Source organism: Brumimicrobium oceani, assembly GCF_003143775.1.
In the GTDB taxonomy this organism is placed as follows: domain Bacteria; phylum Bacteroidota; class Bacteroidia; order Flavobacteriales_D; family Crocinitomicaceae; genus Brumimicrobium; species Brumimicrobium oceani.
Genome location: NZ_QFRJ01000001.1, coordinates 369,762 through 395,033 on the forward strand (window position 1 = coordinate 369,762; position 25,272 = coordinate 395,033).

General features: G+C 35.7%; 19 protein-coding genes. 8 read left to right on the forward strand and 11 right to left on the reverse strand.

The genetic code is table 11. The features are described from left to right. Positions 1-3: 3 nt before the first annotated feature. The 5 genes from DIT68_RS01645 to DIT68_RS01665 form a co-directional block, all read right to left on the reverse strand. Positions 4-732, reverse strand: a complete 729-nt coding sequence (locus tag DIT68_RS01645; RefSeq protein WP_109358067.1) for a 16S rRNA (uracil(1498)-N(3))-methyltransferase — start codon at positions 730-732, stop codon at positions 4-6. 17 nt (positions 733-749) lie between these two features. Then, positions 750-1,742: a DNA polymerase III subunit delta gene (gene holA / locus DIT68_RS01650; protein WP_109358068.1), complete on the reverse strand. Its 993-nt coding sequence runs from the start codon at positions 1,740-1,742 to the stop codon at positions 750-752. Between the two features lie 242 nt (positions 1,743-1,984). Beyond that, positions 1,985-3,373, reverse strand: coding sequence for a leucyl aminopeptidase family protein (locus tag DIT68_RS01655; RefSeq protein WP_109358069.1), 1,389 nt, complete (start codon positions 3,371-3,373; stop codon positions 1,985-1,987). 99 nt (positions 3,374-3,472) lie between these two features. Next, the gene (locus DIT68_RS01660) at positions 3,473-4,264 is read right to left on the reverse strand and encodes a KilA-N domain-containing protein (RefSeq protein ID WP_109358070.1); all 792 of its coding nucleotides are present in this window, start codon (positions 4,262-4,264) and stop codon (positions 3,473-3,475) included. A gap of 548 nt (positions 4,265-4,812) precedes the next feature. Next, entirely contained in the window at positions 4,813-5,892 is a 1,080-nt protein-coding gene (locus DIT68_RS01665) for a M42 family metallopeptidase (RefSeq protein WP_109358071.1), read from the reverse strand. Positions 5,893-6,060: 168 nt separating this feature from the next. Between DIT68_RS01665 and DIT68_RS01670 the strand changes: the two genes are divergently transcribed. The 8 genes from DIT68_RS01670 (at position 6,061) to DIT68_RS01705 (ending at position 13,280) form a co-directional block, all read left to right on the forward strand. Next, on the forward strand, positions 6,061-6,375 hold the full coding sequence (locus tag DIT68_RS01670) for a rhodanese-like domain-containing protein (RefSeq protein ID WP_109358072.1): 315 nt from the start codon (positions 6,061-6,063) through the stop codon (positions 6,373-6,375). Beyond that, complete coding sequence (locus tag DIT68_RS01675) at positions 6,375-7,316, forward strand: DUF368 domain-containing protein (RefSeq protein ID WP_233244134.1); 942 nt, start codon at positions 6,375-6,377, stop codon at positions 7,314-7,316. Before DIT68_RS01670 ends, DIT68_RS01675 begins: the two co-directional genes overlap by 1 nt. A gap of 2 nt (positions 7,317-7,318) precedes the next feature. Next, on the forward strand, positions 7,319-8,071 hold the full coding sequence (locus DIT68_RS01680; RefSeq protein WP_233244135.1) for a shikimate dehydrogenase family protein: 753 nt from the start codon (positions 7,319-7,321) through the stop codon (positions 8,069-8,071). Positions 8,072-8,159: 88 nt separating this feature from the next. Further along, positions 8,160-8,792 carry an AlbA family DNA-binding domain-containing protein gene (locus DIT68_RS01685; RefSeq protein WP_158276088.1) on the forward strand — a complete coding sequence of 211 codons (633 nt, stop codon included), beginning with the start codon at positions 8,160-8,162 and terminating at the stop codon, positions 8,790-8,792. Between the two features lie 212 nt (positions 8,793-9,004). Next, positions 9,005-11,410 (forward strand): PEP/pyruvate-binding domain-containing protein, encoded by a 2,406-nt coding sequence (locus tag DIT68_RS01690; protein ID WP_146194090.1) that lies wholly within the window; start codon positions 9,005-9,007, stop codon positions 11,408-11,410. Beyond that, entirely contained in the window at positions 11,411-12,022 is a 612-nt protein-coding gene (locus DIT68_RS01695) for a gamma-glutamyl-gamma-aminobutyrate hydrolase family protein (RefSeq protein WP_109358075.1), read from the forward strand. Beyond that, positions 12,019-12,768, forward strand: coding sequence for a phosphocholine cytidylyltransferase family protein (locus tag DIT68_RS01700; RefSeq protein ID WP_109358076.1), 750 nt, complete (start codon positions 12,019-12,021; stop codon positions 12,766-12,768). The genes DIT68_RS01695 and DIT68_RS01700 overlap by 4 nt, the downstream gene beginning before the upstream one ends. Before the next feature lie 11 nt (positions 12,769-12,779). Further along, positions 12,780-13,280 (forward strand): NADPH-dependent FMN reductase, encoded by a 501-nt coding sequence (locus DIT68_RS01705; RefSeq protein WP_109358077.1) that lies wholly within the window; start codon positions 12,780-12,782, stop codon positions 13,278-13,280. A gap of 61 nt (positions 13,281-13,341) precedes the next feature. On the opposite strand, the gene DIT68_RS01710 is transcribed toward DIT68_RS01705, so the two are convergent. The 6 genes from DIT68_RS01710 to DIT68_RS01735 form a co-directional block, all read right to left on the reverse strand. After that, positions 13,342-14,244, reverse strand: a complete 903-nt coding sequence (locus tag DIT68_RS01710; RefSeq protein ID WP_109358078.1) for a LicD family protein — start codon at positions 14,242-14,244, stop codon at positions 13,342-13,344. Positions 14,245-14,253: 9 nt separating this feature from the next. After that, positions 14,254-14,976 (reverse strand): SGNH/GDSL hydrolase family protein, encoded by a 723-nt coding sequence (locus tag DIT68_RS01715; RefSeq protein ID WP_109358079.1) that lies wholly within the window; start codon positions 14,974-14,976, stop codon positions 14,254-14,256. 8 nt (positions 14,977-14,984) lie between these two features. Continuing rightward, complete coding sequence (locus DIT68_RS01720) at positions 14,985-16,469, reverse strand: MATE family efflux transporter (RefSeq protein WP_109358080.1); 1,485 nt, start codon at positions 16,467-16,469, stop codon at positions 14,985-14,987. A gap of 74 nt (positions 16,470-16,543) precedes the next feature. After that, positions 16,544-17,053, reverse strand: a complete 510-nt coding sequence (locus DIT68_RS01725; RefSeq protein ID WP_109358081.1) for a GNAT family N-acetyltransferase — start codon at positions 17,051-17,053, stop codon at positions 16,544-16,546. 158 nt (positions 17,054-17,211) lie between these two features. Next, positions 17,212-19,608 carry a penicillin-binding protein 1C gene (pbpC, locus tag DIT68_RS01730; protein ID WP_146194091.1) on the reverse strand — a complete coding sequence of 799 codons (2,397 nt, stop codon included), beginning with the start codon at positions 19,606-19,608 and terminating at the stop codon, positions 17,212-17,214. Between the two features lie 8 nt (positions 19,609-19,616). Next, on the reverse strand, positions 19,617-25,199 hold the full coding sequence (locus tag DIT68_RS01735) for an alpha-2-macroglobulin family protein (protein WP_109358083.1): 5,583 nt from the start codon (positions 25,197-25,199) through the stop codon (positions 19,617-19,619). Between the last annotated feature and the right edge of the window lie 73 nt (positions 25,200-25,272).

Consider the following 25,272-nt stretch of genomic DNA (forward strand, 5'->3'; position numbering starts at 1 on the left):
GTTCTAGCGTTCTTCAAAAAATAGTTTAACATTCATACAGGCATAAACTCCTGCGGTTTCTGTACGTAATCGGGTTTTTCCTAAAGTTACGGCTTGAAATCCATTTTCTAGGGCTTTTTTAACTTCATTTAAGGTAAAATCTCCTTCGGGGCCAATCAAAATTGGCGTCTTTTTTTCTATCCAACGGTTGGATTCTTTTTCTAACTGTTTTTGAATTGAAGTATTGCGCTCTTCTTCTTCATAACAATGCGCGATTAATCCATTTGGATTTTGTTTGATAAATTCTTCAATGGAAATCAGCTCATTTAACTTTGGAATAAATAAGCGCTTTGACTGTTTCATTGCCGAAACAAGAATTTTCTGAAAACGTTCAAGTTTAATTTTCTTTCGTTCGGCATTTTTGCATAAAATCGGGGTGATTTCATGAATACCTAATTCTGTAGCTTTTTCTAAAAACCATTCAAATCTGTCGTTGTTCTTGGTTGGAGCTATTGCAATATGAATATGATGCTCATCTGGTGTTGCTTTATGAAAATCAATTTTCTTCACCACAACAGCTTTTGGAGCGCTATCAATAATTTCTCCTGTAAAAACAACTCCAGTTCCGTTTACAATCTCCATTTGGTCTCCAGCCATCATTCTCAAAACTTTCGCAGCGTGCTTTGATTCGTCTGGAGGTAAAGTGATTTTTTCCTGGTTTAAAGAGGCTATGTCAATGTAAAATCTTCTCATTTCTCTATCTTAATATTTTAGTGCATTAAAAGATAAACGAGCTCTCTTAATAAATCAGCATCAGACCCCGGACCACGGTCAATTCCCTTACTTTTTAAATCGTATTCTTGAAGAGTTGCAATGTTTTTTGCAATCTTTTTTGGATTGTAAATTTTCTTGGCTTGTAAAACTTCTTTAGCCGCTGGATAACTCATTTTTAAGGCTGACATTAAACCATTGATGTCTTGCGCATTCGAAAAATGAGCTTTCATTAATCGTTCATGAAACCCAAATAAAAGCGGAATTAATTGCGTTATATGGGCAGCTTTCGGATTTTGTTCAAAATAATTAATGATTTTATTGGCTTTTAAAATGTCGCGAGAAGCCAAGGCATTTGTTAATTCAAAAGCATTATAATCCTTCGAAATTCCAATATTTTCTTCGATGTGAACTTCGCTAATTTGAGTTCCTTTTTCAAGAACAATCATTAGTTTTTCAAGCTCTTTCGCTATTTTCCCTAAATCAGCTCCTAAAAACTCCACCAAAAGCATTGTCGCTTTTTGATTAATGGAATAGCCTTTGCTTTTCAAATAGGTGATGATCCATCCATCTACCTGATTTTCATAAAGCTTTTTACTTTCGAAAATCACACCGTTTTTTTTGATGGATTTGAAGAATTTCTTTCGGGAATCGGCTTTCTTATGTTTGTGCGCAAGAATTAAAACCGTAGTTGGTGAAGGATTATCGAAATAGGATTCCATAACACCCCAGCTTTTTACATCTTGAGCTTCTTTTACAATCACCAATTGACGTTCAGCCATCATTGGAAATTGCTTTACCTGCTCTTGTAAGCGCCCCATGTCTGCATCTTTTCCATACAAAACGGTCATGTTGAAATCACGTTCGCTTTCATCTAAAATGTATTGGGTAGCCGCTTCCGTAATTTGGTCAATATAAAAAGATTCATCACCATGTAGTAAATACACAGGACTAGGTGTCTTTTCTTTAAACTGTTTTATAATTTCTTTCACGTTTTTCTAAATCAATAAGGGCTTAAAATAACACAAATTTTACAAGTCAACATTCGTTTTTCCTGCAAAATTTGTGTTTGGATATTTCTTTCTTTTGAATGCACTGCCTTCGACGCCTTCACCCTGTGTCTTTGACAAGCTCAATCATCGAAGAGTAATCTGTTGCATGAGCCTGTCGAAGGCAACAGCAATTATCAATTAAAATAACGCAGTATTTGGCGTTTTCTTGCAAAGAAAAAGAATTAATAATTTTCTAAGAAATTATTCAACAACCTCACGCCAGTTCCTGTTCCACCAGTGCCTTTATAATTATCCGTTGAGCCTAAAAATGCTGGACCAGCGATATCTAAGTGAACATAAGGTGATTTTACAAAATGCTCCAAAAATTTACCTGCGGTGATCATTCCTGCGTATTTTCCACCCAGATTTTTTAAGTCGGCAATGGAAGATTTCACTTCTTCCGCATAGTCATCCCAGAATGGGAATTGCGCTAATCTTTCATGGACATTGTAACCAGATTTGATCAAATCATCGATTACTTCCTGTTTTGCGTTCCCCATTACGCAGGCTGCTTTTTGTCCTATCGCTGCAACAGCTGCACCAGTTAAAGTCGCTGCATCTATTACTAATTCTGGATTTAACTCATTAGAATACGCTAAAGCATCCGCTAAAATCATTCTTCCTTCGGCATCGGTGTTTAGTACTTCAACCGTTGTTCCGTCATACATTTTTATGACATCACCAGGAACATAAGCATTTCCACTTGGACGATTATCAGTTGCTGGAATGAGTGCAATAATGTGTAAATCTAATTCGTTCATCGCCGCTGCGTAAATCGTTCCTGCCATACAAGCAGCTCCTCCCATGTCACTTTTCATCAAGTCCATTGAACCCGCTGTTGGTTTTAAACTCATTCCTCCAGTATCATAAACAACACCTTTTCCAACCAAAACGATTGGTTTTTTGTTCTTAGGATTTTTAGGTTTGTATTCAACAATCGTAAAAGTTGGTTCATCAACAGATCCTAAATTCACAGCCAACAATCCACCCATTTTTAACTCCTCAATTTTCTTTTTATCGAAAACCGTAACTTTTAAATTGTCAACATGTTCAAAAGATTGAATTTCTTTGGCCAATTGTGGAGCAGTTAAATAGGAGAGTGGCTCATTCACCATATCTCTTGACCAATAAACGGCTTTTGTGGTATTGTTTAAACGAGAAATAGCTTTTTCGTCAAAGGTATTGAGTAAAGAAATATCTTTTAATTGATAACGTTTCTTCTCTGCATCTTTAAAATATTTCAAAAACTGATAATTTGACAATGCCAGACCTTCCGCAAGAGCTAAAGTTTCAGCACCTTCACCAGAAATAAAAATTTCTTCAGCAGATTTCGCTAAAGTCTTACGTATTTCATATCCCGCAACACGCATTTTCTCTAATTCATCATTCTTTTTCACGAAGAATATAAACTGCTCGCCAAGTTTAATATAATCTGTTTTATCATCAGAAGAAAGGAACTTTTCTGCTTGTTCAGCTACGATGTCAGGAAGATTTTCAATTGACTTAAATTCTGTATCTAAAACAATAGCGATATGTCCGTTTTTAGAGTATGATTTTGATTGTTTTATCATCTTTTTTTTGTTTGAATTTTCAGTTTCAAAATTAAGAACTTTCGGGAATTAAATCAATTAAAAATAGGAAAGACCATGACTGAGGTTGATTACGTAGTTTCACTCAAGTAAATTCGATACATCTTTATTTTCCAGTAGGGATTTCATTTGCATTATGGCTACTTGATTAAGTTGGATCAATCTATCTTTTTGAGATAATTTTTGTTCAATCAGAAGCGCGTTGATACTTTCCATGTTACTTAAAACCACCAGTTGTTCAATATTGGCCTCATCCCTCATATTCCCATCCTTATTTGGGTTTTCTTTTTTCCACTCTTTTGCAGTTTTACCAAATAATGTAACATTCAATAAATCGGCTTCACTCGCGTAGGCAAAATTAATTTGAGTTTTTGTAATTAAACTTGGGATAATATTATCACGAATTGCATCTGTATGAATTTTATAATTGATTTTAGATAGTGTTCTTTGGAAGTTCCATTTGAGATTAAGTTTGTTGTTTTCCTCTTCTTTTAATCGTTGAAATTCTTTGATGAGGAATAGTTTAAATACAGGGTTTATTGCAGAACCAAATTCAAAGGCAATATCCTTATGTGCAAATGTCCCCCCGTATTTTCCTTTTTTGGTGTAAATACCGATTGCATTTGTTGACTCAACCCATTTAGAAGGACTCAAAACAAAACTATGCAAGCCCGCTTCCGTTTTAAAGTGGTCGAATTCGACCACTTTAAAATCCGGGTTATATAATTGCTCCCATGTACCAAGGAATTCTAAAGTATTCCTTGTTCTTATCCAGTTTTTTATAATGTCTGCTGCTCTGGCTTCTCCTTCTATAGTGTCTGGTCGGAAACAGACGAATTTTATAAAATAAATTATTTTTGATGAGAGCTGGATTTATTTTTATGAGTTGATGCTTAAGCATCAGGTGATTAAAAATAAAGGGAGCTATCGCAAAAAGAAATATTTTAAATTTTGATGTGTTTCCGTCTAGCCACTATTCAGCATTTGCCATATCGGTAATACAGATGTAATCTGATTCGGCGGAACTTGATATTTTTATAATCGTTCCATTCACATTTATAGTTTTATTTTTCGTTATGATTTAAGTGGTTTTTGATTTTAATAAGTGGATATTCTAAATTAAGATACTTCATTAGTTTGCTTTAATCCAACTTTTTGAAACTTTATTCTAAATTTTCATTTACCTCCAAATACCTGCATGGAACCACATCAAAACAAAAAAAACCGCCTAGAATTGTACTTCTAAACGGTCTTTTTTTAAAATTATAAGTCTCATTTTTGAATTATACAGCTCAAAATCAAGACGCCTTTTTATTCGAATCTAAGGACTTGACTTTTGTCAATACGTTGCCCTGAGCATGTCGATGAGACTGATTTCAAAACAAAAGTGCAAGGTCGATATTGAGCCTTACAACCAAAAACTACGTGAAATATCTAAAATCTTGAGCGTCTTCGATTTTTTTAATTGAAGCTAATATCAAATTAATGGTGTTTTCCACGTCTTCTTCATGCGTCATTTCTACAGTTGTGTGCATATAACGAATCGGTAAAGAAATTAGCGCAGAAGGCACACCTTCATTACTGTAAGCAAAAGCATCCGTATCTGTTCCAGTTGCGCGGGAAGCTGCTTGACGTTGGAATGGGATTTTTTCACTGTCGGCAGCGTTAATGATTAATTTCAATAAATTGTTTTGTACTGCAGGACCATAGGTTAAAACTGGACCCAATCCACCTTTAAAATCTCCATGCTCTTTTTTGTCAATAAGCGGCGTTCCTGTATCGTGACAAACATCAGTAATTATGGCAACATCTGGCTTGATTTTCTGAGCAATCATTTGAGCACCTCTTAATCCAATTTCTTCTTGAACGGAGTTCACGATATACAAACCAAAAGGAAGTTCTGTCTTTGATTCTTTCAGCATTCTCGCTACTTGAGCAATCATAAATCCACCAATTCTGTTGTCTAAAGCCCTTCCAACATAGCGATTGTTGTTTAAAATCATGAATTCATCCTCGAAAGTCACTACGCAGCCCACGTGAACACCCAATTTTTCAACTTCTTCTTTTGTGCTGCAACCGCAATCTAAAGTGATGTTTTTTAAACTTGGTTTTGGATCTTTTTCATGACGGGTGTGAATTGCCGGCCAACCAAAAACAGCTTTTACAGTTCCTTTATCTGTGTGAATATTTACACGTTTTGAAGGTGCAATCATATGATCTGAACCACCATTTCTGCGCACATAAATAAATCCGTCATCTGTGATATAATGCACAAACCAAGCAATTTCATCTGCATGTGCTTCAATGACCACTTTGTATTTAGCTTCAGGATTAATAATCCCCACAACACTTCCGTAGTTGTCCACCATATAATCGTCAATGTAAGGTTTTATATATTCCAACCACATTTTCTGACCAGGGGATTCAAAGCCTGTTGGGGAGGCATTGTTTAAGTATTTTTCTAAAAACTTTTTACTTTCTTCCGTTATTGCTTTACTCATTTTTTTAAATTTTTCTAAAGATAAAAATTCAATTATAATTTATCAATTGAGAATTGAAACATGTTCCTTAATCTTGACCCAAAAACTCAGAAATTGATCCATTCGTAATTGTATTCTACATTCGTAATTAGTTTTTGTTAAATTTGCCGAGAATTTATTTTGAAACCGATGAAAGAAATTACAGTTCAAGAATTAGCTGCGGCTTTACAGAAAGAAAAAACATTTGTATTGTTGGATGTTCGTGAAAACTACGAATTCAAAATTGGTCATATTGCATGTAAACATATTCCAATGGGAGAAATTCCTACTCGTGCTAAAGAATTGGATTGTGAAAAGGAAACGATTGTAATTTGTAGATCGGGTAAGCGTGCAGCTGCTGTGGCGAACTTTTTAAATACAAATCATGGTTTTAAAAACATCGGAATTGTGATTGGTGGAGTAGAGGCTTACGCAAATGAAATTGATCAATCAATAGAAGTATAATGGAAAAACAACCTAGATCAATATCCCAATTATCTGGGATTACCTTGCGCGGAATGGCCATGGGTGCTGCAGATGTTATTCCTGGAGTTTCTGGAGGGACAATCGCTTTTATTACTGGGATTTACGAAGAACTTATAGGAAGCATTAGTAACATTAATATTGCTGCTTTTAAAAAGCTTAAAAATGAAGGAGTATCTGCTTTTTGGAAGCATGTGAACGGTAACTTTTTTGTCGCTTTACTTTTAGGAATAGCCATCAGTGTCTTGTCCTTGGCAAGGGTCGTGACGTATTTGTTGGTTGAATATCCTGTTCTATTATGGGCATTTTTCTTCGGTTTAATCGTTGCTAGTGCACAGTTGATATTAAAAACCGTTACTAAATGGGATATTAAAACAGTTCTCGGACTTACCGTAGGAACGGCAATTGCAGCTTATATTTCTACCGTTCATGTCACTGCAAGCGGAGGTGAATCTTGGTACATTGTTTTAAGTGGAGCTATTGCGATTTGTGCTATGATTTTACCTGGAATTAGCGGGTCTTTTATTCTTGTTCTCTTAGGTTCTTATGCTCTTGTAATTGAAGGATTAAAAAATTTAGATTTCACAATAATCGGATTGTTTTGTTTGGGATGTCTTATCGGGATTTTATCTTTTAGTAGATTGCTAAAGTATTTATTCGAGAACTTTAAAAACCTTGTCTTAGCTATTCTTTCTGGTTTTTTAATTGGTTCTCTTTTAAAGATTTGGCCTTGGAAAAACGCAATTGGTGATGCGCCTATTGTTGTGCATTCTGATGGAAAAGAAGACTGGATGATGGCGAATGTACTGCCAGGTAACTTTGTAGGAGAACCTCAAGTATTATATGTTGTTCTTTTGGCGCTTTTCGGATATTTATTGGTTTACATAATGGATAAGTTCGGAAATAAATCTAAAAAAGCGTAGCTATGAGTCAGCAAGGGATTAGAAAATTTGGATTGTTGGGTGAAACGCTCGGACATTCTTTCTCTAAAAGTCATTTTGAGGAAAAGTTTAAGGCGGAAGAAATAAACGCAAGTTTCGAAAATATAGAGCTTCCTGATGCTGAAGCAGTAGAGAAGTGGTTGAAAGCTGCACCAACTGAATTTACTGGTGTTAGTGTAACTATTCCTTACAAAGAAACTGTAATTCCATTTTTAGACGAATTGTCGCCAGAAGCCAAAGCTATAGGAGCTGTAAATTGCATTCATTTTAAAGATGGAAAATCAATTGGCCACAACACAGATGCCTTTGGTTTTGGTCAGTCCATTAAACCTTTCCTAAGAAATATTCACGAACGTGCTTTATTACTCGGAACAGGAGGAGCTTCAAAAGCGGTTGCTTATACATTAGAAAACTTAGGAATAACAGTTGCACATTTATCAAGAACTCCAAAGGAAGATCAAATGATTTTTGGATATGATCAAGCCAATGATTTAATGGTGAAATCTTTTCCGATGATTGTGAATTGTACACCTTTAGGAACTTCGCCAAATGTTGAGGAAATGCCTGCCTTTCCAATAGAATTGGTCGGAGAAGACCACTTTGTCGTAGATTTAATCTATAATCCATCAGAAACTTTATTCTTGAAATTGGCAAGAGAAAGTGGAGCGGATACTTTAAATGGTCTTTCTATGCTCAAACAACAGGCAGTAAAGGCTTGGGGGATTTGGAATAGTTAGCTATCTTTGAATTTGGGGTTTATTCTGATGTAATTCATCAATGATTTACCTCATAATAAGGCCTTGTTTAATTATTAAACTTCAATCTGTGAATATTCTAAAATCATATATCCGCGAAGGCGAACATCAAACACAAGATTTCAAATTTCGTGTAGATGATGCCAAAAAAATAGCAAGAACTTTAGCTGCATTTGCCAATACAGATGGTGGAAGATTATTGATTGGTGTAAAAGACAATGGTAAAGTTGTTGGTGTAAATCCAGAAGAAGAATTTCATGTAATTCAAGGAGCAGCAGCAATGTATTGTAAGCCAGAATTAGAGGTGAAAACTCAAATCATGCAAGATGATCATAAGTTGGTTTTAGAAGTTAGTGTGGATGAAGTAGAGAACAAACCAATTAAAGCCTTAGATGAAAATGGAGTATGGAAAACTTACGTTAGAAGAGAAGACCATACTTTGTTGGCCAATAAAATATTGATTGGTGTTTGGAAGAAAATGCGTACCAAAACTTCAACTCCGCAAATATTTGATGAAGATGAGCAACTCATTTTGAATACCATTGAAGAGGCAAAGGAAATTACTTTAAGTAAACTTTACAGAGCAACAAAACTACGTAAAGCTTTTGTAGATAAGCTCTTGATTCTTTTCATTACTTGGGGAGTGGTTGAAATGAATATCACCCCTGGAGGTACTTATTTTTCTGTTAGGGAGAGGGTTTAGAGTGGTTACAGTTTTTTACAGCTTTTTTTGAATAAAATCGGCAGAAATCAGTCAAAGGACTTTTTTTGGTCTTAGAAGCTTATGAAAGCACTAAATACAAGTTCCAAGAATGTCAATTTTCTATAATATATACTTACTTTTTATTAACTTTGAAAATAGAGAGTTAAAATGTCCAATTAAAGGGCTTTTTTATCAATGCTAAATATAGAAAATTGGACAAATCAGTTATGCTAGACAAGAAAACCAAAGAATATTTGCTTACGGGAACAAAGGCAGAAACGCTTGAGTTTTTAGAGAATATTGAATATAATGTGCCTTCTGTTTTTTACTTTACAGTGAAGGAATGGAAAGAGAATAAGTTGGACTTGATAGAGAAAGTCTTGGCTAAGTATGAGGGTAACTTGCTAGCAATTCGAAGCAGCACAAAAGCTGAAGATACCGCAGATTCTTCTATGGCGGGTGCATTTGAAAGTATTCTAAATGTTAAATTAAATGCTGAAAGTATTGACAAAGCGGTGGAGAAGGTAATCGCCTCTTTTGATGAAGATCAAACCAATCAAATTTTGGTGCAACCCATGGTGACCAATGTGGCGATGAGTGGTGTGATTATGACACAAGTACTCGATGACGGTTCGCCCTACTACGTTGTTAATTATGATGATAAAACTGGATTAACTGACACTGTTACAAGCGGAGCAACGGTAAATAAAACAGTTTATATTTATTATGGAGTAGACAGAAATGACTTTGACTCTCCTTTTTTACTGTTGGTTTTAGATCTAATTGAAGCTTTAAAACTTACCTTTCCGAATATTCCATTAGATATTGAATTTGCGATCAATAAATCTATGGAAATGAGTCTTTTGCAGGTGCGAAAAATTACTACAGTTAACACCTGGAAAATGCATATTACGGACCAGGTTTCTGACCGAATGCTTTACCTTAAGGAATACGTGGGGCAATTAATGCAAAATCGTCCACATTTATACGGACAAAAAACATTACTTGGCTTTATGCCAGATTGGAATCCTGCCGAAATGATAGGAGTGGTTCCTCACCCTTTGGCAATGTCACTTTATCGGGAATTGATTACGAAACGTGTCTGGAGTGTTGCCCGTGAAAAAATGGGCTACCGTAAAATGCCAAATGTTGAACTGATGATTTCCTTATTTGGTCGAGCTTATATTGATGTGAGAAACAGTATCAATTCTTTCTTACCAGAGGGTTTGCCGAGTGCTATTTCGGAGAAAATGGTAAATGCTTATATCGAGCGGTTGAATAAATTTCCCTTTTTACATGATAAAATTGAATTTGAAGTAGTTCATACCGCCTATGATTTTGATTTCGAGAAGAATTTTCAGGAGAGATATCCTGATGTGCTTTCGAGAGAAGAATTCTTGAATTATAAAGGTTTACTCAGAAATCTGACCATTAAAGCTATTGACGATAAGTATGAAAGTAGCTTGAACGTTGCTATTCGTGATATTGAAATCCTAAAATCAATTCAAAAGGTTAAATACCTACAGGACGGAAATTCATTTTCTATCGCAGACCAAATTAATACACAAATTGATGAATGTAAAAACTATGGAACATTACCATTTTCAATTATAGCGAGACATGGTTTTATTGCCGAAGGGATTTTACGTTCAGCAGTCAGTAATAAAGGGATTTCAGAAGAAAGAGTAAAGGAATTTAAAAGCAGTTTTAATACAGTTGCAGGAGAATTGAGTGAAGATTTTCAGCGGGTATTAAAAAATGAACTCAGTAAGGATGAATACCTTTCGAAATATGGACATTTGCGTCCAGGGAGTTATGATATTCTCTCTCCAAACTATGCCAATAGGGAGGATTTGTTTGAGGGAATTCCAAGAAAAAATCAACACAGCATAAAACCTTTTAAATTAAGTAAAGAGGAAACTTCAAAGATTAATATTCTACTTGGTGAACATGGTTTTGATAACATCAAGGCAGAGGATCTTTTTAAATATGCCAAGAAAGCTATAATCGGAAGGGAATATGCTAAGTTTATCTTTACAAAACATCTTTCTGAAATATTAGAAAATATGGCGGAATGGGGTAAAATAGAAGGATTTACCCGAGATCAATTGGCAATGCTATCTATTGAAGATGTTTTGAGCGTGTTGATTGCGCCATTGACAGATGATACTAAGTCTTATTACGAGAGAAAAATAGATAAAGCCGAGAATAATTTCTCTGTGGCTTCGTCATTCAAATTGAGTTACCTTATTCGCTCTGTACGAGATGTTCATATCGTGCCTATGCAGCGAAGTGAAGCTAATTTTATCGGTAATAGAAGAATAGAAGCAGAGGTGGTTGAATTAACGCCTTACACCAAAGAAATTCCGCTTTTAGAGAACAAAATCATCTGTATTGAAGGTGCCGACCCAGGATATGATTGGATTTTTACAAGAAATATTGGTGGATTGATTACAAAATATGGTGGAGCGAATTCTCACATGGCCATTAGGAGTGCAGAATTGAATATTCCTGCTGCGATTGGTTGTGGTGAACAACCTTACAATAGAATTGTGGCTGCTCAAAAATGCTTGCTCGATTGTCAACGTAAGAATTTAGAACCAATAGAACTTTCATAAATGATTCGATTTGGAATTACAATGCGAATAACTGAAGCAAATGGCTACGAAGAACAACGTGAGTCAATTGCTAGTGATTGGTGTGAATATATGATGAAAGCCTTTCCAAAAGCACAGTTCGTTTTTATTCCAAATCTTGAATATTCAGTTAAACAATATATTCAAGAGCTTGATGTTAATGTTTTGATAATTAGCGGGGGCGATGATTTAGGTTTGTATCCTAGGAGAGACAGGTCAGAAATTTTTGCTTTGGAGTACGCGTTAGAAAACCACATTCCAGTTATTGGAGTTTGTAGAGGGCTTCAACTTATTCATTCCTATTTTGGAGGCCAAATAATTGAAGGCAATGCTGAATTTGTAAAGGATCACCGAGCATCAAAACATGAAATTGATTTTAAAGGTGAATCAAAAATTGTGAACTCCTATCATACCAATGAGATCGTGGAAGAAAGTATTTCCGCTCAATTTGAGATTATTGCAAGGTGTAAAGCAGATAATTCAGTTGAAGCCATTCAAAATGAATCTATTTTAGCGATGATGTGGCATCCTGAACGTGATTTGGTATTCGTAGATTGGAATAAAGAACTAATAGAAAATTTTATAAATACATGAAAACAAGAGCGTTAATTTTAGCAGCAGGAAGAGGGTCGAGAATGGGAGCAGAAACTGCTTCTAAACCAAAGTGTTTTACTTTGTTGCAAGGTAAAAGGCTTTTAGATTGGCAGTTAGAGGCTATACGAAATGCGGGAATTGAGAATATTTCAATTGTTACCGGTTATAAATCAGAACTTTTTGATGAAGGTCTACCTACTTTTCATAATCCGAGGTGGAACGAAACAAATATGGTAGGTTCATTATTTTATGCAGATGATTTCGAGGGAAACACTCTCATTTCCTATTCAGATATCGTTTATAAAAGTGAGCATATTGTAAAGTTAAACCAAGCGGAAGCCGACATTACCATAACCGCTGATAGCAAGTGGGAAAGCTTATGGAATCTTAGGTTTGAAGACCCTTTGGATGACGCAGAAACTTTTAAGAGTGATGAAAATAATCAACTCACTGAAATCGGTCAGAAAACGGATGATATTTCTAATATTGAAGCTCAATATATGGGATTGATTAAATTAACAGCAAAGGGTTGGAGAAAAATCAAAGAGGTGTATGAAAGCTTAGATCAAAAACAAAAAGATAAAATGGACATGACAAGTTTGCTCAATTTGTTAATTGACAGAGGAATCAGCGTTAATGTTGTCTTTATTGATGGTGGTTGGTGCGAATCTGACGCTTACTCTGATGTTTTGGCTTATGAAAAGGAGATTAAAACCAACAGTAATTGGGAGCATTATTGGAGATAAATACTTAAAACATGAATATTCTAGCTATTTCTGGATCTGCTAGCAAACAAAGCAGTAATTATCATCTTTTAAAAGCGATTCAAACACTGTTTAAAGACGACTTCATTATGGAAGTCTATGATTCCCTTCAAGACTTTCCATTGTTTACTCCAAATCTCTTAAAAGAAGGTGTTCCAGAAAATATCCAGGAGTTTAAAGCGAAAGTAGTGAATGCTGATTTGGTGCTGATTTCAACTCCTGAATACACCCATAACATTCCGGCTGTATTGAAAAACATGATCGAGTGGTGTACTCATTCTGGTGAGTTTTCAAATAAAAAAGTAATTCCCATTACATTTACTCCTCACGAACCTCGGGGAGAGTTTGCTATGCAGTCTTTGTTATTTTCACTAAATGCTTTGGATGCAAATACGATTGTTCAAGTTCCGCTTTATAAAACAGAGGTCACAATTAAGGAAGAGTTAATCCTTTTGTCAGATGACACACAAACACTTTTAAAAGAGGTTTTTTAATTAAATTAATTCTTTAGTTTAGGTGTGTTTATTGTTTGTTTTTTAAGTTTTTACACTTCTTTTATAGATGAGCTTTATTCAGCTTTTTTATTTTTGATGCCAATGAAAAACTTCCTTTTACAGCCTTCATAGCATACAATGTCCACATTAGTTTTTTACTCATTGATTTACTAAATACCGATTTACTCAGTTTTTTAGCAAATGGTTCTCTTTGATTCACTGGTGGAGGGTTGATGTAGTCTTTACCATATAAATTTGTCAAATAAACCTCTAAATCATTTGGTCCGAAAAAGGGGTAAGTTTCAAAATCAATTTCTTTCACTGGAAATAAATGATCATAATGCATGTGCTTTACTTCTTTTGTAGCAATCATGTCGTTATAAGTCGTAACGAAAACATGGTCTTTCTCGACTTTATTCAGGCTATCGACATATTCTATGTAGTCCTTCATGAATCTTTCACGCTTGAAAAGGAAACTACCTTCATAAAGATACTTCTGAATCATATCTCTATCTTTTACGAGCAACTCCTTTTTTTTATCAAACATAAATGCCAACAAATTTAGATAGTCTCTATCTTTTTGTAATGCCTCAGGTGTGTTGGGGAGTGATTTGACCTTTATTAAATCAATTTTCACAGGATAAAGGTTATCTCTTACAATTCGTGTATCTGCTAAATATTCAGAATAATGTGGGAAAGGTCGGTTTTCATTGTATAAAATGAAATGAGGATGATTAGGAACAAGCTCTTCTCTTAGCACTTTAAGCATTCTGTGGTAATCATCAATTAAAAAGCACAAATCTAAATCGTCGTCCCACTCAATAAAACCTTTATTTCTAACTGCTCCTAAAACCGTCCCGGTGCTAATCCAATAGGGTATATTGTGTTTACGGCATAATTGGTCAACATCTTTCGCCATTTCAAGCAAAGCCATTTGTGTTTCTCTAAGGTATTTGAACTCCATGAATATCTTTTATTTGAGTAGTTTTTGATTGTGTATTATGTCCAGCAACCTTTCCGAAACTTCTTTGTTTCCTGATTCCGAAAAATGAACGCCGTCAGGATAGTGTTCTTCGGACTTTAAGTCATCCAAATTGACGTAAATTGCCTCTTTTTCTTTGCAAATTGAGGCGATGATGGAATTGTATTTATTGTAATTCTTTTGGGTTCCGGGTATCATTTTTTCAACTCTGTCGTTGGCTTGATTAATTCCTAAGCAAATGATCTTTCCGTTGGTATTGTGTTGAATCGAGTAAAGCAATTTGGTGTACTCCTGTTTAAAAACTTTGGTTGATGTCCAAGCGCGCTTTCCTCTTAATTTTACCAGAAATCTCATGTTGGGTTTAATCGCATAAAGGTGGAATGCTTTCAGTGCTTTAACGAGCAAACTCCGCTTATTTGAGAACAGGAAGTCAGCAAACCATCTGGGGATTTCTCTTGTCGCCGCGTCAGAACTTCCAATATTTATGATGTATAAATCACCATAATTATTGATTATTTCAGGATAAACCTTGTGTAAATCATACATTGTAGCCCTCGTGAATGCAAGGTTTTTCACTTGAATGATTCCGTCTTGCTTTTCTTTATTGAGCTTTTCCTCAATAATTTGGCCGTAATTTTTACTCGTCAAACTGTTGTGCGGTCTATTGCGCAAAGCAACGGAATTCCCCACAATTACAATCTTCTGAATCTTCATTTTACGCCTTATTTTAGAATTTTAGCTTTGTATTTATCGATAAATCTATTAATTTCTATTGATAAATGTAGCTTGTAAACAACAAAAATAAACAATATTATAAATCCTCCTGAAATCAAGACAGAAAGTAGGATTGATTTAAAAATTGATGGTAGAAATAGAGGCATAAAAATCGCAACCAATAAGAAAAGTGTGATGATGAGTAGAGGCCAAGTGAATGGATGCATTTTGTACTTAATAGCAACAAAAATTGTTTTTAGTAAGTTGAACAAAAGCATGGATATCGCGGTAGATAGAGCAGCTCCAACAATGTCGAAGGAATTAATGAAGTAGTAGTTCATAATCACGTTGGATATTGCCAATATGAAAATAAATAAGGTGTTTACTCGGAAATATTTGGAGTAAGAAATGATGGAAAAGTTTACACTCGTAACCATATCTATGATTTTTGTTAATGCCAGCAACAGAAAAACTGTTTTGTACATTACCAAGTCTTCGCCGTTGGTCATTACCACAAAAAAGGTTTCAATATTCAACCAAATCAATGAGAAGAGCAAAATTCCAACAACGTATAAATTAGCGGATGAAGTTTTGTAGAGCTTCTGAATTTCATCCATTCTATTTTCGTCGAAGGCCTTTGATATCATGGGACCAGTAATTTGAAAAACGGCTTTTGTTGGTATTTCAATAACTACAGAAAGAAAAAGGAAAATACTGTAATAACCTACTTTCGTTGCCGAGAGAAGCAAACCAATCATCACCACATCAATTTTATAAACCAAGATATTCCCAACATGATTCATGGCTCCGTAAAGCATGTATTGAATCATTTCAAAGTGTTTCTTCCGCTTAACTCGTCTTAAAACGCCTGTTTTAAAATCTAAACCGTTTAAAGATTTTAAATAAAACATTAGTCCCAAGGCAATGATAATGTGGTAAACAACAAGGATCCAGCCTGCAATATTATAGTTGATTAGGGAAAAATAACTCAATAAGATTATTCCAGGAACTATAATTTTTAAACTGAAGTTGGAAATAATATCGGGATAAACAATTCTGCCAAAATTAAAGCTGTGTGCCCGTAACACTGCGATGAAAACCATCAAAACGCCTAATGGAAAAATGATAAATAAATTGTCGTTGATTTTCCCTACATCAAATCCTCCCAGTGCGAGCATTGCGGAAAAAGGCGCTTTAAACAGGTATAAAATAGCAGAAATAAATACGATGTTTATTGTGCTGTAAATGAAGAGTAAGGATATAAAACCTTTGGTTTTTGTGCTTTCAAAGTAAGGGAAGTACTTATTGACCAAAGCATGACTCCCTAGTGAAAAGAAAGCGCTCAGCAATATAGCAGTAGACAAACTAAACTGAATTTCTCCATAGAGTTCCCAGTCTAGCGGATAGATAAACATGGTACTCAGTCCACCGATGATGATGCCCAAGTAGTTTACTATAGAGTTTTTTAAACTTTGTCTTTGTACGATTCCCACTATTTTGTCAATATTTTAATCAACCGTCACAAAAATATGAATATTGCAGACTATTTGAAGTATTATTTAATGATTCAGCCTTCTAATTTATCATAATCATGTCTTTCCAAAAGCATATTCAATCTTGTCCAATCTTTACCATTTACATTCATTTGGTCCGTATGTTCATGAATTATTCTAAATCCCACTTTTTCATAGCATTTAATTGCTGCTTTATTCCAAGAAAAAACATTGAGGTCAGCGGCTTTAACCTTTGAATCTGAGAAAAGTAAATCAAGCATTTTTCTAACAATTTGCTCTCCAATTCCTTTTCCTCTTAATTCTTCGGATCCAATTAATATTCTTGATAATCTATTTTGTCCATTCATGAAATTTAATTCGCAATGACCTATGGTTTCATTTGTTGAATTTAAAACGACTTTCATTGGCTTTCTATCCGTCATCTGAATGTATTTCATCAAACTTTCATTCGTTACCGGATAAGGAATAAGCGGACCAGCAAATTGAAATAATTCCTCTTCGCTGTGAATCCAACTTTTAAAAGTTTCAAAATCACTTTCGGTAAATGGTTTTAATTCTATCATTTTCTATTAATTATTAATTCGAACATCAGAAAAAATACACCTTTTAAATAAAAGCAATGATTCTCGACAATACTGGACGGTTTCAAACCATCCCTACATTATATCTTCGAATTATTGTTCATTTTTGAATCATTGAATTTTTGAATGCACAAGGTGCTCTAATCCCCTAAAATCGTAAACAAAATTTTCTTTTGATTCCCCATTTCGTCGAGTACCGTTAACAAATGCTGACCTTCTTCTGGAATATATTTTATACTGTGATTTCCCTTTGTTTCACCTAAAAACTGATTGTCCACATGCCAAAATAAAGTAGCTGAATTGTCGGGGTGAGAAGCTTCGAAGATAATTCCTTTTGAAACTCCATCTAAATCTACCGTTCCAATCATTTTACTGTTGTGGTCTGGGTAAATTATCGAGAATGTTTTGTCTTCTGATAGATTTTCGCAATCGGGATGAAATGGCGGAATAGATTTGTAATTCGGATGTGAATTCTTGTAGAAATAAGCTTGCAATGGCGGTAAAACAAACTGAGAAACTGTTTTCACCCTTAAATCTTGCGTACAGCCTTGGTGGTAACGAAATTTCTCTTTTTCATCGGTTAAGAAAACTTCATGGAAATTACAAGAAGGTCCGCGCAACGCCATTTGGTGAACTTGAACCGTGTCTATCTTCGTACAATTTAGTGTATTCCTGTGTCCACTTTCTTTGCAAATACTCATTTCCACCAATTCATCATAAGGTGGAATAAACCAGCTTCTTTTGGAAGATAAATGCGAGAAAACATCAAACATAATTGGTCCTGCAGCAGTTGTTCCGATAATTCCCGGTCGACCTTCTCCAGTGGCGTTCCCTACCCAAACCGCCACAACATAATCAGGTGTGCAGCCAATTGCCCAAGCATCTCTGTTTCCATAGCTCGTTCCAGTTTTCCATGCTATTTTTTTAGAAGAAGAATATTGTTCCCAAGAAGCCTCCATGTGCGGACGATTTACACTCAACAAAGCTTGAAATGTTTCATAAACTGCACCCGCATCAATCTTCGAAGTCGTCCTTGTCTTCATCACTCCGCTCTCATTCTCACTCTGTCTGCCCAACTCCCTCTGAAGTTTTTTCTCAGAGAAAACCACCGCATCATCCCAAGTTGTAGAACTGTACTTATTCTCCGCATTGTAAAAATTCAATGTTTTTGCCATTCCAGCATAAGTATTTGCGACATCCCAAAGTGAAGATTCAGCACCTCCTAGAATTAGAGATAAACCATAATGTTGCGCACTTTTTGAAACATGGGTTTGACTAATTGATCGTAATTTATGTAAGAATTTATCAATTCCATATTGTTGCAATAAATAAACTGCAGGAACATTCAGCGATTTCGATAAAGCTTCGCCCGCCTTTACAGCTCCTTCATTCTTTTCATTATAATTTTGGGGCGAAAAATGGTCGAAACTCATAGGAACATCAGGAATCAATTGGTCGTTGTGAATCATTCCTTCTTGTGTCATAGCGGCAAATAGAAATGGCTTCAAAATACTTCCTGAACTTCTAGGCGAACGCACAATATCTACATATTTCTGATGTTTGTTCTCAGTAGCTGAATTCCCAATATAGCTTAGAACTTCATTGGTTTTAAGGTCAATTACGATCAGTGCCGCATTATGAATGTAATTGTGGTTTAAATGTTTTTGGTGTCGTGCTAAAATCTCTGTTAATTGTTCTTGTTTTTTATCGTTAAGCGTTGTCGTAATTCGTTGACCCTTTTTACCCGAAGAAATAGCATTGTCCAAGAGGTGAGGAGCGAGCGAAGGTAAAGTTTTTGGTGCTCCAATTAATGGTTCTTCCATGGATAACTCTAAAGTAATGGCATCAATTTTTTCATGTTCAAAAAGCGTAGTGAGTACTTTATTCCGTTTCTCTAAAAGTATTGCTCTGTTTTTTCCTGGGTGAACTAATCCTGGAGCGTTAGGCAAAACAGCTAAAGTTGCGGCTTGTGACCAAGACAAATCATGTGGTGGCAAACCATAATATCGCCAAGAAGCCGCTTCTAAACCCACAACATTTCCTCCAAATGGCGCATGTGAAGCATAAATGGTCAGCAATTGTTCTTTACTGTATTTTGTTTCCATGCGAAAAGCCCAAATGGCTTCGACAAATTTATTGTAGAACGTTCTATCAGAATTTCGGGCCATTCGCGCAATTTGCATCGTAATTGTACTTCCACCGCTGACAATTCTTTTGGCTTTGATATTGCTCATCGTTGCTCTCCCGATTGCCCTAAAACTTACTCCTGTATGTGCATAAAAGTCATGGTCTTCAAAAGCGATAATGGCTTCATTGAATTTCACCGGTGTACTGTCCATTTCTGGAAAACGCCATTGACCATCTTCGGCAATTCTGGCATTCATTAATCTGCCGTCTTTACTTAAAAGAATAGTGGAAGTGGGACTGTCAAATAATGGAGTTGGTAAGCAGCCCAGAAAGTAAACTACAAATGCGAAAATTGCAAAGTAAGTTAACTTTCTAGGCGCAAAGTAAAAACGATATTTACCAATTTTCAAACGCACAATTATCTTCCTCCTGGCGAAACAACTTTAACGCGTTTTCCTTTCTTCAAGGCAGAAATCGTAGCGTCATACATGGCTTCAATATGCACTGCTGGCATGTAATATTCTCCAACATAAGCCGCATGAAGATTGATTTTTATCGTCTTGCTTTTGTTCTTTCCTAAATCGAAATAAGTGTAAACCCTATCATCACGAATGTCTTGATAATTGAAGAGATTTCCTTCGTTTCCAGAGTAATTCATATCCATACGTTGATTGTGAATTTCCCAACCACTTGGGAAAATCTGAGACAAAGCCAATTCTTTGTAATTTCCGCGTATTCCAGGATTAGAAACGGTTACTTCGACAGAGAAATCTGTTCCTTGTTCAATATTCTCTACATCTATCACTTCATTCGCTGCATTACGATAAACGACATCCATGTAAATATTGTCCGATTTTGAAACTTCATTTCCTGCTAATGGAATTCCAGTTGCAATTAGGCGTGCAAAAAGATGAGCTTCTCCATTGTTTTTAATTTCAATTTCAGCCGATTTTTGTGTTCCATTTACTTTTAAATCAATCAATTCTATGGCTTTGGAACTCGTTACATTTACTGTTTTACCATTGTAAACATAAGCGGCCTTCATTCCGTTTTTTGGCTTATTGTTTTCTGTGAATAGCGCAATTGCCATTAAAGAGTAAGCGGTAGTTTGCGTGCTCATCCATCTGTCTCTACTTAATTCTTGAGAAAGTTCTTTCACTAAATTAGCAGCTTTAGATTTTTCTCCCATTAAAGTCAAAGTTTCAATAATCATCGCTTGATCTCTGTCGTTATTTCCAAAAGTATAAGCCAATTCTGTGTAAGGATTAACTTTTGTCGATTTATTCCTCACAATTTCCTTAGCTACTTCACTTTTTCCAGCAATTTGATAAGCTGCAGCCAACCTCCAAGCCGCTTGAATAGATAAGTCACTCTGTGTTCTTAATTTATTCATCGCGCTTAAAACAGGTTCTCCAGCAAATGCTAAAGTATATAAACGATAAGCTTGTGGTAAATCAGAATTGCGGTAATTATTGTGGTTTCTCGGATTCCATTTCTTAGCTTGATCTTTCTGATAATTGATCCATTTTTCTTTTAATCCATAAGGTAAAGCATAGCCTTTTTTCTCTGCTTCTAAAATGAAATGCCCAGCATAAGTTGTTCCCCAATCACTCGAAGCTCCGCTGCCTTGCCAAAAAGAGAATCCTCCGTCATTCAGTTGATGTTTCTGAATTTTGTTGATGACCGCACGGACATTATTATCAATTCGAGACTTTGTTTTTGCATCAATTTCCATTAATGAAGCTAAATACAATTGTGGAAAAGCTCCAGAGGTTTTTTGTTCCAAACATCCATGCGGATAACGAATCAAATACCCCAAGCGTTTCTCTAAATTAATAGGAGGGATGCTCGATAATTCCAATTTCGCAGAATTACTATTGTCCATTCCAGGCAATTTAAGAGTACTTGTCCAAGAAGAATTTCCATCTATTGTTCCTTCATTATAAACCGTTACTGGCAGATTAGGTTGACGCACTTCGAGGTCAATCACATGCGTAGATTTCTCATTTCCGCTAGTGGCAATAACTTCCACTTGCGCAGCACCCGTAATTGTTCCTACTTCCAAATCAAAATAAGCCACTTGATCACCTACATTATCGAAAGTGATTTGCTTTTGTGGCGAACCCATAACTTTCACCAAGCTTTTGGTTTTGACTTGCAGCGTTACATTTTTCACTTTTTTGTCCATTGCGAAAATGTTAATCGGCAATGCCACTTTTTCCTTCGGGCCTAGAACACGAGGTAATGTAGCCAAAACCATCAAAGGTTTCTTCACAGGAGTAGTTTTTTCCGCACTTCCATAGGCGCCTTCATGACCTGCAATAACCATCGTTCGCACTGAACCAATATAGTTGGGAACATTAATTTTGTGGGTAGCGGTTCTTCCTTTATGGAGTTTAAATGGCCCAATAAAACGCACCATAGGTTTAAATCGAATTGGACTATCATCTCCCGGATTAATGTTTTGATCTCCACCAATGGTCAGAATATTCTCCACTTTAGCTCCATAAGCACCAATTACATGGTCGAATAAATCCCAAGTTTGAACTCCCAAAGCCTCTCTTGCATAGAAATGATTCCATGGATTTGGAGTTTTAAACCTGGTTAAATCCAACAATCCTTCATCTACAACGGCAATGGTGTAGGTCATTTCCCGTTTTGTTTTCTCAGAAACCTGAATGGTAAATGAAGTTTCAGGAACCAATTCATCAGGCATTTTGATTTGAGGTTCAAGAATGGTCTGAGGATCTTTCACCATAATTGGCACTACTCCATACATTCGAATAGGTGCATCGTTGGTTGTTTTGTCATGTTTTTGAAGAAATGTTATATGAACATAGCAATTGGGCGCTAGATCTTTGGTAATTGCTAAATCAAAGGAAGTTTCGCTGGCTATGGTCTCCATCCAAAAAGCATCGATAACTTTTTTACCGTTTTCAATACTAATTAAAGCCCTACCGTATGGAGCGGAAGGAAAGCTGATTTTCGCTTTTTCACCTGTAGCATACTCCTCCTTATCCGCAGAAAAAACTAACATATTGGCTCCATCGGGTGTTTCTCTTCCTGCTCTTGACATCCAGTGGGGCCAGTCAAAATAAGTCATTGTTCCTGTGGAATGTCCGCTGTTTTTATCTGTGACTTTAATAAAATAGCGTCCCCAATCGTATTTTTCAATTTTTGTAGATGTTTTTCCATCACCGCTGGCATTGGTGGTAATGGTTTGACTAGAAATAGGAATGACATTGTTTCTGTTAATGTAACTAGCCACATTGTTCGCGCCGCTTTGCCACCACCAACTCCACTCAATTCTGTAGACTTCAACCTCAAGCTTACGGTTTCCCTTTCTAAATCCATTTTTATCTATTGAGACTATTTGAAAGTTGTAAGTTGTGTCTGTTTGTAAAGCACCAAATTTGTTTATTTCTGGTGTTTGTATTCCAACAAAATGATCGTAAGGTGCATAATTTACCGCAATTTGATCTGTGCTGAAATCTCCACCGCGTTCAAAAGCCCTTGTTTTGAAAATCGCTTTTAACATTCCGGGAGCTTGTTCTTGTACTTCTATTTTTTGACTGAAGGAAAGCTCACCATCACTGTTTAGTTTTTGTTCTAAGAATTTTTCCTCTGACGGATAAAAGGATTTACTTGGGTCATCAAAATTATAATTTTTGAATGCCTTGAAACTTGTAGCTGTTGGAACGAACTTTAAGGAGATATCAGTTTTTAGTTCTTTAGCCGGAGCACCGTGCAACCATTTCACTGCCAAATTACCTTTCACATAAGGATTTGAAGCACTAATCATTTCATCATTGAGCTTCAAGTTAATTTTTAGTCTGTTGGGTTTAATCGTTTCAACCTTGATGGTTTTATAGAAAGTTGCTCCACCGACTTGTACTTTCGCATTCCAATTTCCTGTTGGAGCGCCGGGATCTGTGGGAGTGGTGAAATTATAAAATCCGCTCAATCCTTCTTTTTGAACTTCACGTTTAACGAGTTGGCCTCGAGCGTTGTGTAACTCAAAAATAACAGGGTGATCCTCAGGAATCATTTTGTCTTTATCTTCTAGGATAAAATTTAAGAAAAGTGTATCTCCTGGACGCCAAACACCACGTTCTCCATAAATAAAGCCTTTGATTCCTTCTTGAATTGTAGCTCCGTCAATGTCGAATGTGCTTAATGGCAATGCGTTTCCATTTCCTAAACGCAAATATCCTTTTTGCATATCGTGTTCAACTATAATGAAAAAAGGAGTTGCTTTAAGGGCCTTGGTTCTTGCCATACCATTCTTGTCTGTTATTAGCTCCGATATTAACTGCTGTTGATAATCAAAAACCTTTACACTGGCTCCTTGAATGTGCAACGCGCTCACAATATTGGTCGCCGTAATTAACGTTTCACCGTTTGTCCCTGTTTTTGCAATAATTCCAATATCCGATGCAAATATGTTTTTTACTACATTTCTATTGCGATAAAATGAGTGAGAACAAGGATTATCTTCTAATCGATAATCATAACCTTCAAAATAATTGTAATCGTAGTAGTCATGACTCCAATCATTGATGTAATCCCATTTTTCATTTTCTGCAAAATCTTTTTCATCCCAATCACTTTCGTCCCTTTGAATATCCTCATTTAAAGAACCATCGCAAGGATAAACAGAATGGTGTTTTCTAAATCCAATTTCTACCCTGTAAATGGCGCCTTGCTCCACTTTAATGTATTCAGACAAATCTAAATTGAAACGGTTCCATTTTCCGAGATCTAAAGGCTTTTCTTTTGTGAGATAAACAGTTTTTTTCCGAATAACACGGCCCACGCGTTTCAATTCGTCATTTCCGTTATAATCGTTGCTTTGGAAAAATTGAGATATATTATTATCGAAAATTTTGATAATTCGAATGTCTACTGCTTTAATATTCACAGCTTCAAAAGGAAGCATCATGTTGTTTGAGGATGGCAATATGCTCCCTTTTCCAACTAATCTCACCGCTGGTTTTATGGCTTTAAAATCAATGGAAATGTTCTTTGTTTCACCAAATTTATATGCTTTAGCGTTTTGAATGGATTGATTAAGTATTAAGGTTTGCGTTCCTTCAAGTCTTTTGCCTGGATAAACCCTTAATTCGTTAGTGGAAATGGCGGTTTTAACATTGTCCAATCCTCTGATTTCTAACAGTCCATTTAAATTTTGATTGTTGAGTAGTGGGTCAGAAAAGCGTACTAAAACATATTGTTCCGGATATTGAACCACCGTTGTTCCCGTTACCTTAAAGTCTCCCATGGCAGGAATTTCATGCTTGATTTCGTATTCTGCTTTACCACCCTCGTTTAGTGTGTTCCAAACCACCTTAACTTCCCCAGCGGATTTTCTTCTTTGAATACTGTCCACCACCAAATTGTACAGTCTATTGTTTCCTTGTTTTACCCATTTCGCCTTTTTAGATTCTCCATTGACTGAAACCTTAATATTTTTATTGAGCAATTCTGAAGAAATAAGGTCAGCCGTAATCGCTGTTCCTAAAAACTGATACCATTCCATACTTTCGTTCGAATAACTTTTTAGCCCATCGACTTCAAAATTTATGGCTTGTTTGATTATGCTGAAGGGAAATTTGAATGTTTTTAATTCAGTAGGAACATCTTGAATTCTTCCTAAATCAAATTCCACCCAGTAATTTTCTCCTGACTTGAAGTTTTCATCTGGGATAAATTGAATTGTATATTGGTCTTTCCAAACAGTTTTTCCATTGATCGCTGGAGAAATGCGAATGTAATCTTCTTTAATTTCTTGATTAGGCGATACTTCTTTCGGGTAGGGATGAGTCAATTTAATTTTGATCGGACCAGCTGCCGAAATTACACCAGAAGTAAAAGAACTGATGTGTTTTTGAAATTCAGGATTGATTTGAAAATCTTCTGGATGTTCGTCACTACAACTTGAGAGTATGAAGCTTAATGTGAGTAGAAGTAGAAAACTGCGTAGAATGAAGTGCGAAATCATATTGAGAATTTAATTTGAAAATGTCCTAAACTGTATGAAATTAAAGAGAAAATTGATGGTAGAGCTAGAATCG

Excerpts from the sequence above, each read along its gene's own strand:
- DIT68_RS01645 (WP_109358067.1), bottom strand. The coding sequence starts at position 732 with ATGAGAAGATTTTACATTGACATAGCCTCTTTAAACCAGGAAAAAATC.
- DIT68_RS01655 (WP_109358069.1), bottom strand. The coding sequence starts at position 3,373 with ATGATAAAACAATCAAAATCATACTCTAAAAACGGACATATCGCTATT.
- DIT68_RS01665 (WP_109358071.1), bottom strand. The coding sequence starts at position 5,892 with ATGAGTAAAGCAATAACGGAAGAAAGTAAAAAGTTTTTAGAAAAATAC.
- DIT68_RS01670 (WP_109358072.1), top strand. The coding sequence starts at position 6,061 with ATGAAAGAAATTACAGTTCAAGAATTAGCTGCGGCTTTACAGAAAGAA.
- DIT68_RS01675 (WP_233244134.1), top strand. The coding sequence starts at position 6,375 with ATGGAAAAACAACCTAGATCAATATCCCAATTATCTGGGATTACCTTG.
- DIT68_RS01680 (WP_233244135.1), top strand. The coding sequence starts at position 7,319 with ATGAGTCAGCAAGGGATTAGAAAATTTGGATTGTTGGGTGAAACGCTC.
- DIT68_RS01695 (WP_109358075.1), top strand. The coding sequence starts at position 11,411 with ATGATTCGATTTGGAATTACAATGCGAATAACTGAAGCAAATGGCTAC.
- DIT68_RS01700 (WP_109358076.1), top strand. The coding sequence starts at position 12,019 with ATGAAAACAAGAGCGTTAATTTTAGCAGCAGGAAGAGGGTCGAGAATG.
- DIT68_RS01705 (WP_109358077.1), top strand. The coding sequence starts at position 12,780 with ATGAATATTCTAGCTATTTCTGGATCTGCTAGCAAACAAAGCAGTAAT.
- DIT68_RS01710 (WP_109358078.1), bottom strand. The coding sequence starts at position 14,244 with ATGGAGTTCAAATACCTTAGAGAAACACAAATGGCTTTGCTTGAAATG.
- DIT68_RS01715 (WP_109358079.1), bottom strand. The coding sequence starts at position 14,976 with ATGAAGATTCAGAAGATTGTAATTGTGGGGAATTCCGTTGCTTTGCGC.
- DIT68_RS01725 (WP_109358081.1), bottom strand. The coding sequence starts at position 17,053 with ATGATAGAATTAAAACCATTTACCGAAAGTGATTTTGAAACTTTTAAA.
- DIT68_RS01735 (WP_109358083.1), bottom strand. The coding sequence starts at position 25,199 with ATGATTTCGCACTTCATTCTACGCAGTTTTCTACTTCTACTCACATTA.